Consider the following 6,148-nt stretch of genomic DNA (forward strand, 5'->3'; position numbering starts at 1 on the left):
AAATCTAAATCGGGTAGAACTCCGCATCCTTACGAAAACGGACCGCTTTACCAGCGGTCCGTTTTCTGTTTTAATTAAAAATGAATCAGATAAACCAGAGACAAAGTTGCGTGCAAGTCGCGGAGGGCATCCGACTTGTAAAAACCTTCCGAAAAATCCCCTAAAAGATAATGACCACGGGCTTCCAGAAAAATCTGTCCCTTCGGCAGGTTATGGGCTACGCCAATGCCGGCTACGCCCGAGAATTTAGTACGGTCGGCAAATTCCCAATCAGACAAGTCATTTTTGATCTTGGTTCCCGCCAGTTCAGAAGTTGTTTTCAGTAAATAACTTCCCATTACCCCGGCATTGACAAAAAACTGCGTCTGATTACCGAAGGAAAAACGAAACAGTAAGGGAATGTCTATACTGGAAGACGTAAACGTGTAGGTACCATTGAATTGTTTCGTCTTCAGAGCATTGTGGTTATAGAGAATTTCCGGTTGGAAAGAGACCACATTTCCCAAAGCGGCATTGAATACAATACCCGCGTGGTAGCCCGGAGCAAAATTCAGTTCGGCATCCGTATGGTTATTGAGTTGCGTTGTATAATTACCCCCCGCTTTGATCCCGATGTAACTACGACCCCGGAAATCACCCGTAGGATCAAAACTGGGTTTCTCGGGTTTGGAGTGAACGGGTTCCGTTTTGGCGGGAGTTGTAATGATCGAAGTCGTAGGCTTGGCGTTCGCCCGGTCGTAAATTTCCTGCATTTCCTTCGTCACAGGTCGCGAAGAGGGACTAGCGGGTTGGCTCTGAGCCAGCAGGGAGAAACTTACGATACTCAGACATCCGAGAAGAACAAATGATTTCATAACGTACTTTGATAAAGTTGAAAGAATGTACCGGCTACTTAGTCGGAAAAAGCAGGCGGGAGCAAACGCCCGCTTATCAATTTACGGCAAAGCCGCCCGAACGGTTTATGAAAGTTTTACTTTTGGGTACTGGCAACGTGAAATCAGTCGTACAATTCTAACTATACGCATAGCTATGGCAATTGTTTTAATTACCGGAGCGACGGGTGGCCTGGGCCGCAGCGTAACGCAGCAATTTCTTCAGGTGGGTCATACGGTGGTGGCTGCCGTACGCGATCCACAAACAATGCCCACGCAGGAAGGCTTGCATCCGTATGCCCTGGATGTATCGGACGAACAGGCTTGTCGGCAGTTTGTCGAAAACACCGTAGCAGAACACGGAGCCATCGATGTAGCAGTACTGTTAGTGGGTGGCTTTGCGATGGGTACGCTGCTCGATACGGATTACGCCGCCGTGGAAGCTCAGTTAAAGATTAACTTTCAGTCGGCCTATCAGGTAGCACGTCCCGTATTTGAGCAGATGAGTCAGCAGCCCAACGGTGGCCGCATTGTACTGATTGGTTCGCGTCCGGCTCTGGACCCTTCTGCGGGACAGCACGTGGTAGCGTATGCTCTTTCGAAATCGCTGGTGAACAGTTTGGCTGATTTGATCAACGCCGCGGGCAAGAAGAAAAATGTGGTTGCGACGGTTGTAGCCCCCAGTACCATCGATACGCCCAGCAATCGAAAAGACATGCCCGATGCGGATTTTAAAACCTGGATCAATCCGGCCGAACTCGCGGAAATGATCGCCTTCGTGAGCCTGGGAGCGGGCAAGACTTTACGCGAACCGATGCTAAAAGCGTACGGTCAAGCTTAAAATTGGGGTCAGAACCCTGGCTGGAATGAGTTTTTTGGTAGTAAAATCAGCAATTACGCTTTAACCTTAAAATGAATACAGTCATGAACGAGACGACGCTTAAAGGAAACTGGAACGAACTGAAAGGTAAAATCAAACAAGCCTACGGAGACCTTACCGACGATGATCTGGTTTACGAAGAAGGTAAAGAAGACGAACTGTGGGGCCGACTCCAGCAAAAGACAGGTAAAACCAAAGACGAGATCAACAAAAAAATTGCTGATCTGTAGTAAATACTTTTAGTTGAAGAGCCGGAGCCGGGAGGTTCCGGCTTTTTGTTTGTACGGAGAGAAGATCAATCAATAAACGTGTAAGTTCGTACCTGGTATGCCAGTGCATCGCTGCGATACCAAAAAATCGTTCTGGAAACGTTTAACGTAATGAATCGCTTGAAATCAGTCCTTCGAAAGTCCATTCTTATTTTCCTCGGTTGCAGTCTTCTAACGGCCTGCAACGATGCTCCAAAATCTTCTAGTGAAGCAAAAGACAGTCCCGCAGCCACGCCGGTTTTGCACTATACCGTAGTTAAAACGCATCCGCACGATACCAATGCGTTTACCGAAGGATTACAGATATACGACGGGAAATTGTATGAAAGTACGGGCTCACCGAAGGAATTACCCCAGACGCAGTCCATCGTTGGCGAAGTGGATTTATCCTCAGGAAAAATACAAACGAAAGTTGAACTGGACCGCGATCAATACTTCGGGGAAGGAATTGTCTTCTTAAAAGACAAGCTTTACCAGTTGACCTACCTTTCAAAAAAGGGTTTTATCTACGATGCCCGGACGTTCAAATCACTGGGTACGTTTACCTTTCCCAGTAAAGAAGGCTGGGGGCTGACTACTGATGGTACGTACCTGATCATGAGCGATGGTACGCAAAACCTGACCTACCTGGACCCTACTACCTTTGCCGTGGTGAAAGTACTAACGGTAATCGATGAACAGGGTGCCGTGATTAATCTAAACGAGCTGGAATACGTCAAAGGCTATATCTACGCGAATGTGTATACGACTGCTACGGTTGTGAAAATCAATCCGGAGACGGGACAGGTGACGGGAAAAATGGACTTGAGCTCCTTACAACAGGATGCGAAAACGAAGTACCCACAAGCGCTGGAGATGAACGGAATTGCCTTTGACTCTACCTCGGGGAATTGGTACGTAACGGGAAAACTCTGGTCAACCATTTACGAAATCAAGGTAAATCCTTAACCAAGGCCATTGAAAGCCGATGAGTAATACGGATCTTTTTTAGAAATGAGTATTCGCCTAATAAATCACTTTCAAAGGCTTCTTTGCAAAAATTATCTTTTCCTACGTAGAAAAGTTACCATACTCCCGCAAACTTCGGGCAATGCTCTATTTTTGTATATATGAAACGTTTGCTTCCTCTGGGTACCGCTCTTCTGGTATCGCTTGCCTCGTACGCTCAAAAACCTTTTACGACGGGTAATCAACGCTGGGCCGACTCGGTCTTTGCTCGTCTCACCGTCGATGAAAAAATTGGCCAGCTCATGATGCCCCGGGCCAATTTTACCAATCAGCCTTACGATCAGGAAAAACTCAAAAGTTGGGTACGTGACTACAAAGTCGGCGGTTTCGTCTGGTTTGCCAATCAGCCTTATCGACAAACGTCGATGATCAACGACTTACAGGCTATTTCCACCGTACCCATGATGATGGGTGAGGATTTGGAATGGGGTCTAACCATGCGACTCGACAGTACCGTTCGTTATCCGTATGCACTGACCCTGGGAGCCATTCGAATGAACGACGACTGGTTTTACCGCATGGGCAAGCAAATTGGAGAACAGTGTCGCCGGGCGGGGATTCACATCAACTACGCTCCTGTAGCAGACGTGAACAACAATCCCAACAATCCCGTGATTGGTTTCCGCTCGTTTGGTGAAAACCGGGAGGAAGTACTACGGAAATCGCAGGCGTACATGCGGGGAATGCAGGATGCGGGTCTGATTACGACGGCCAAGCACTTTCCCGGTCACGGCGATACCGACGTTGATTCTCATGCGGACCTGCCCATCATCAATCATACGCGGGCCCGACTGGATTCGCTGGAACTGTATCCGTTCAAGCATCTGATTGAACGGGGTCTCAATGGTGTCATGATTGCTCACCTGAGTATTCCCGCTCTTGACCCTACGCCGAATCAGGCCTCGACGCTTTCCAAGCCCATCGTAACGGATTTATTACGGAAAGAACTAGGTTTTGAAGGGCTCATTTTTACCGATGCCATGGAGATGCAGGGCGTAGCCAAGCATTATCCGCCGGGTGTTGCGGGGGTAAAAGCTCTGTTAGCCGGAAATGATGTACTGGAGACGTTTACCGATGTACCGGTGATGGTTCAGGCGATAAAAAAAGCTTTACAGTCGGGTGAAATTTCTCAGGCGGATCTGGACGATAAAGTACGCCGGATTCTGCGGGCCAAGGCCTGGCTGGGATTGGACAAGTACCAACCGGCTCCGCTGGCCCGATTGAGCGAAGACTTAAATCAGCCCCGAGCGGAAGCATTAGCCCGTAAGATGGCCGAAGGCAGCATCACCGTCCTGCGGAACGAAGGGGGTACCCTACCCATTAAGGATTTGATGCGTACGAAAGTGGCTGCCATCAGCGTCGGGACGCCCGCTCAAGGACCCGCCAATCCGACTGCTTTTCAGGCCATGCTGATGAACTATCTGCCCGTAGATACCTTTCGGGTGGATACGAAGACCCCGGAGGCTCAACTCACAGCAATCAAAGAAAAACTGGCCGGATACGATCTGGTACTGGTGTCGCTGCATAGTCCATTTATGCGATCAGCTAACGCCTGGCCCGAGCCGAATTTGAAACTGGCCAAGAACTTTACGGGTCTGTCCAATGCTGCGTACCTGTTCTTCGGAAATCCTTATGTACTGAATCAATTGCCGGGAATCGAGCAATCTAAAGCCCTGGTCGTCACGTATCAGGAAACGGCGGTGATGCAGGAACTAGCCGCTCAGCTGGTGGGCGGAGGGATCGGAGCCAACGGTCAGTTGCCCGTTACGGTGAATCCGAATTTCAAGTTTGGCGATGGCTTACGGGTGCAGCCGATGGGTCGTTTTCAGTACGCAATGCCCGAAATGGTGGGAATCGATTCCCGCATTCTGAATGCGAAACTCGATTCCATTGTCAATCAGGGGCTCATGGCCCAAGCGTACCCCGGAGCTTCGGTACTGGTCGCCAAAGATGGAGCAGTGATCTTCAAGAAAGTCTACGGAAAACCGACCTACGAAAGTTCACAACTGGTTCGGGAAGGCGATTTATACGATCTGGCTTCGGTCACGAAAGTCAGTACCTCGGTACTGGCTCTGATGCGGATGCAGGATGAAGGCAAGTTTCGTCCGGATATGACGCTGGGTGAGCTGTTCCCCAAATGGAAAAATTCCAACAAAGCCGATCTGAAACTGATCGATATTTTAACCCACCAGGCGGGTCTGAAAGCCTGGATTCCTTTCTGGCAAACAGCTCTGGACTCTACTCGTGAAAGTGGCTGGAAACCGCGTACGTTCAGCACCGAGCAAAGTCGTCGCTATCCGATTGCGGTCGCTGACCACCTGTTCCTGCACCGCCGTTACCGACGGGAGTTATTACGACAAATTGAAGAATCCCCCGTTAAACCCAAACAGGGCTACGTATACAGCGATTTGTCGTACTATCTCTATCCGCAAATTGTGGAGAAGCTGACGGGTGAAAAGTGGGAAGATTACCTGAAAAATACGTTCTACCGGCCCATGGGAGCGACGACGCTCACGTACAATCCACGGGAACACTACCCGCTTGACCGCATCATTCCCACGGAGTATGATTCGCTGTTCCGGAAAGAACTCATTCAAGGTCGGGTACACGATGAAGGAGCTACATTGCTGGGCGGTATCTCGGGCCATGCGGGTTTATTCGGTACCGCCAACGATCTGGCTAAACTGTACCAGATGTACCTCAACGGCGGCGTGTACGGCAATCAGCGATTCATCAGCGAAAAAACCTTACACCAATGGACCTCGTATCCTTTCCCGGTGGAAGTAAACAGTCGTCGGGGCATTGGTTTTGATAAGCCCGATCGCAAGCGTCCTGGTTTGTCCGGGCCTCCATCGGCGAGTCCGGCAAGTTTTGGTCACTCGGGCTTCACCGGAACGTTCGTTTGGGTGGAACCGAAGGAAAAAATGCTGTACATCTTCCTTTCAAACCGCGTGTATCCTACCCGGAATAATTCGAAGATTGGCCAGTTGAATATCCGTACCCAATTTGGGGAGATGATTTACGAAGCCATCCGCCAGTCCGCAGTCGTAGGATTTTAAGATTAAACAGTCCCTATAAAAAAGCCCCGAAGCATAACGCTTCGGGGCTTTTTTGTATCA

Annotated in this window: 5 protein-coding genes; 4 read left to right on the top strand and 1 reads right to left on the bottom strand. The window is 49.4% G+C overall.

Going from position 1 to position 6,148, the window contains the following annotated elements:
* Positions 1 to 74 precede the first annotated feature (74 nt).
* Positions 75 to 854: a porin family protein gene (locus tag ACOJTG_RS14460; RefSeq protein ID WP_420154476.1), complete on the bottom strand. Its 780-nt coding sequence runs from the start codon at positions 852 to 854 to the stop codon at positions 75 to 77.
* Positions 855 to 1,029: 175 nt separating this feature from the next.
* Between ACOJTG_RS14460 and ACOJTG_RS14465 the strand changes: the two genes are divergently transcribed.
* The 4 genes from ACOJTG_RS14465 to ACOJTG_RS14480 all read left to right on the top strand — a co-directional run bounded on the left by ACOJTG_RS14465 (position 1,030) and on the right by ACOJTG_RS14480 (position 6,088).
* On the top strand, positions 1,030 to 1,713 hold the full coding sequence (locus ACOJTG_RS14465) for an SDR family NAD(P)-dependent oxidoreductase (protein WP_420154477.1): 684 nt from the start codon (positions 1,030 to 1,032) through the stop codon (positions 1,711 to 1,713).
* An 83-nt stretch (positions 1,714 to 1,796) separates the two neighbouring features.
* The gene (locus ACOJTG_RS14470) at positions 1,797 to 1,982 is read left to right on the top strand and encodes a CsbD family protein (RefSeq protein WP_104713212.1); all 186 of its coding nucleotides are present in this window, start codon (positions 1,797 to 1,799) and stop codon (positions 1,980 to 1,982) included.
* Positions 1,983 to 2,132: 150 nt separating this feature from the next.
* Entirely contained in the window at positions 2,133 to 2,969 is an 837-nt protein-coding gene (locus tag ACOJTG_RS14475) for a glutaminyl-peptide cyclotransferase (RefSeq protein ID WP_420154478.1), read from the top strand.
* Positions 2,970 to 3,130: 161 nt separating this feature from the next.
* Positions 3,131 to 6,088, top strand: coding sequence for a glycoside hydrolase family 3 N-terminal domain-containing protein (locus ACOJTG_RS14480; protein WP_420154479.1), 2,958 nt, complete (start codon positions 3,131 to 3,133; stop codon positions 6,086 to 6,088).
* Positions 6,089 to 6,148: the final 60 nt, after the last annotated feature.

Source organism: Siphonobacter sp. (assembly GCF_048595215.1).
Lineage (GTDB): Bacteria > Bacteroidota > Bacteroidia > Cytophagales > Spirosomataceae > Siphonobacter.

Excerpts from the sequence above, each read along its gene's own strand:
- ACOJTG_RS14460 (WP_420154476.1), bottom strand. The coding sequence starts at position 854 with ATGAAATCATTTGTTCTTCTCGGATGTCTGAGTATCGTAAGTTTCTCC.
- ACOJTG_RS14465 (WP_420154477.1), top strand. The coding sequence starts at position 1,030 with ATGGCAATTGTTTTAATTACCGGAGCGACGGGTGGCCTGGGCCGCAGC.
- ACOJTG_RS14470 (WP_104713212.1), top strand. The coding sequence starts at position 1,797 with ATGAACGAGACGACGCTTAAAGGAAACTGGAACGAACTGAAAGGTAAA.
- ACOJTG_RS14475 (WP_420154478.1), top strand. The coding sequence starts at position 2,133 with ATGAATCGCTTGAAATCAGTCCTTCGAAAGTCCATTCTTATTTTCCTC.
- ACOJTG_RS14480 (WP_420154479.1), top strand. The coding sequence starts at position 3,131 with ATGAAACGTTTGCTTCCTCTGGGTACCGCTCTTCTGGTATCGCTTGCC.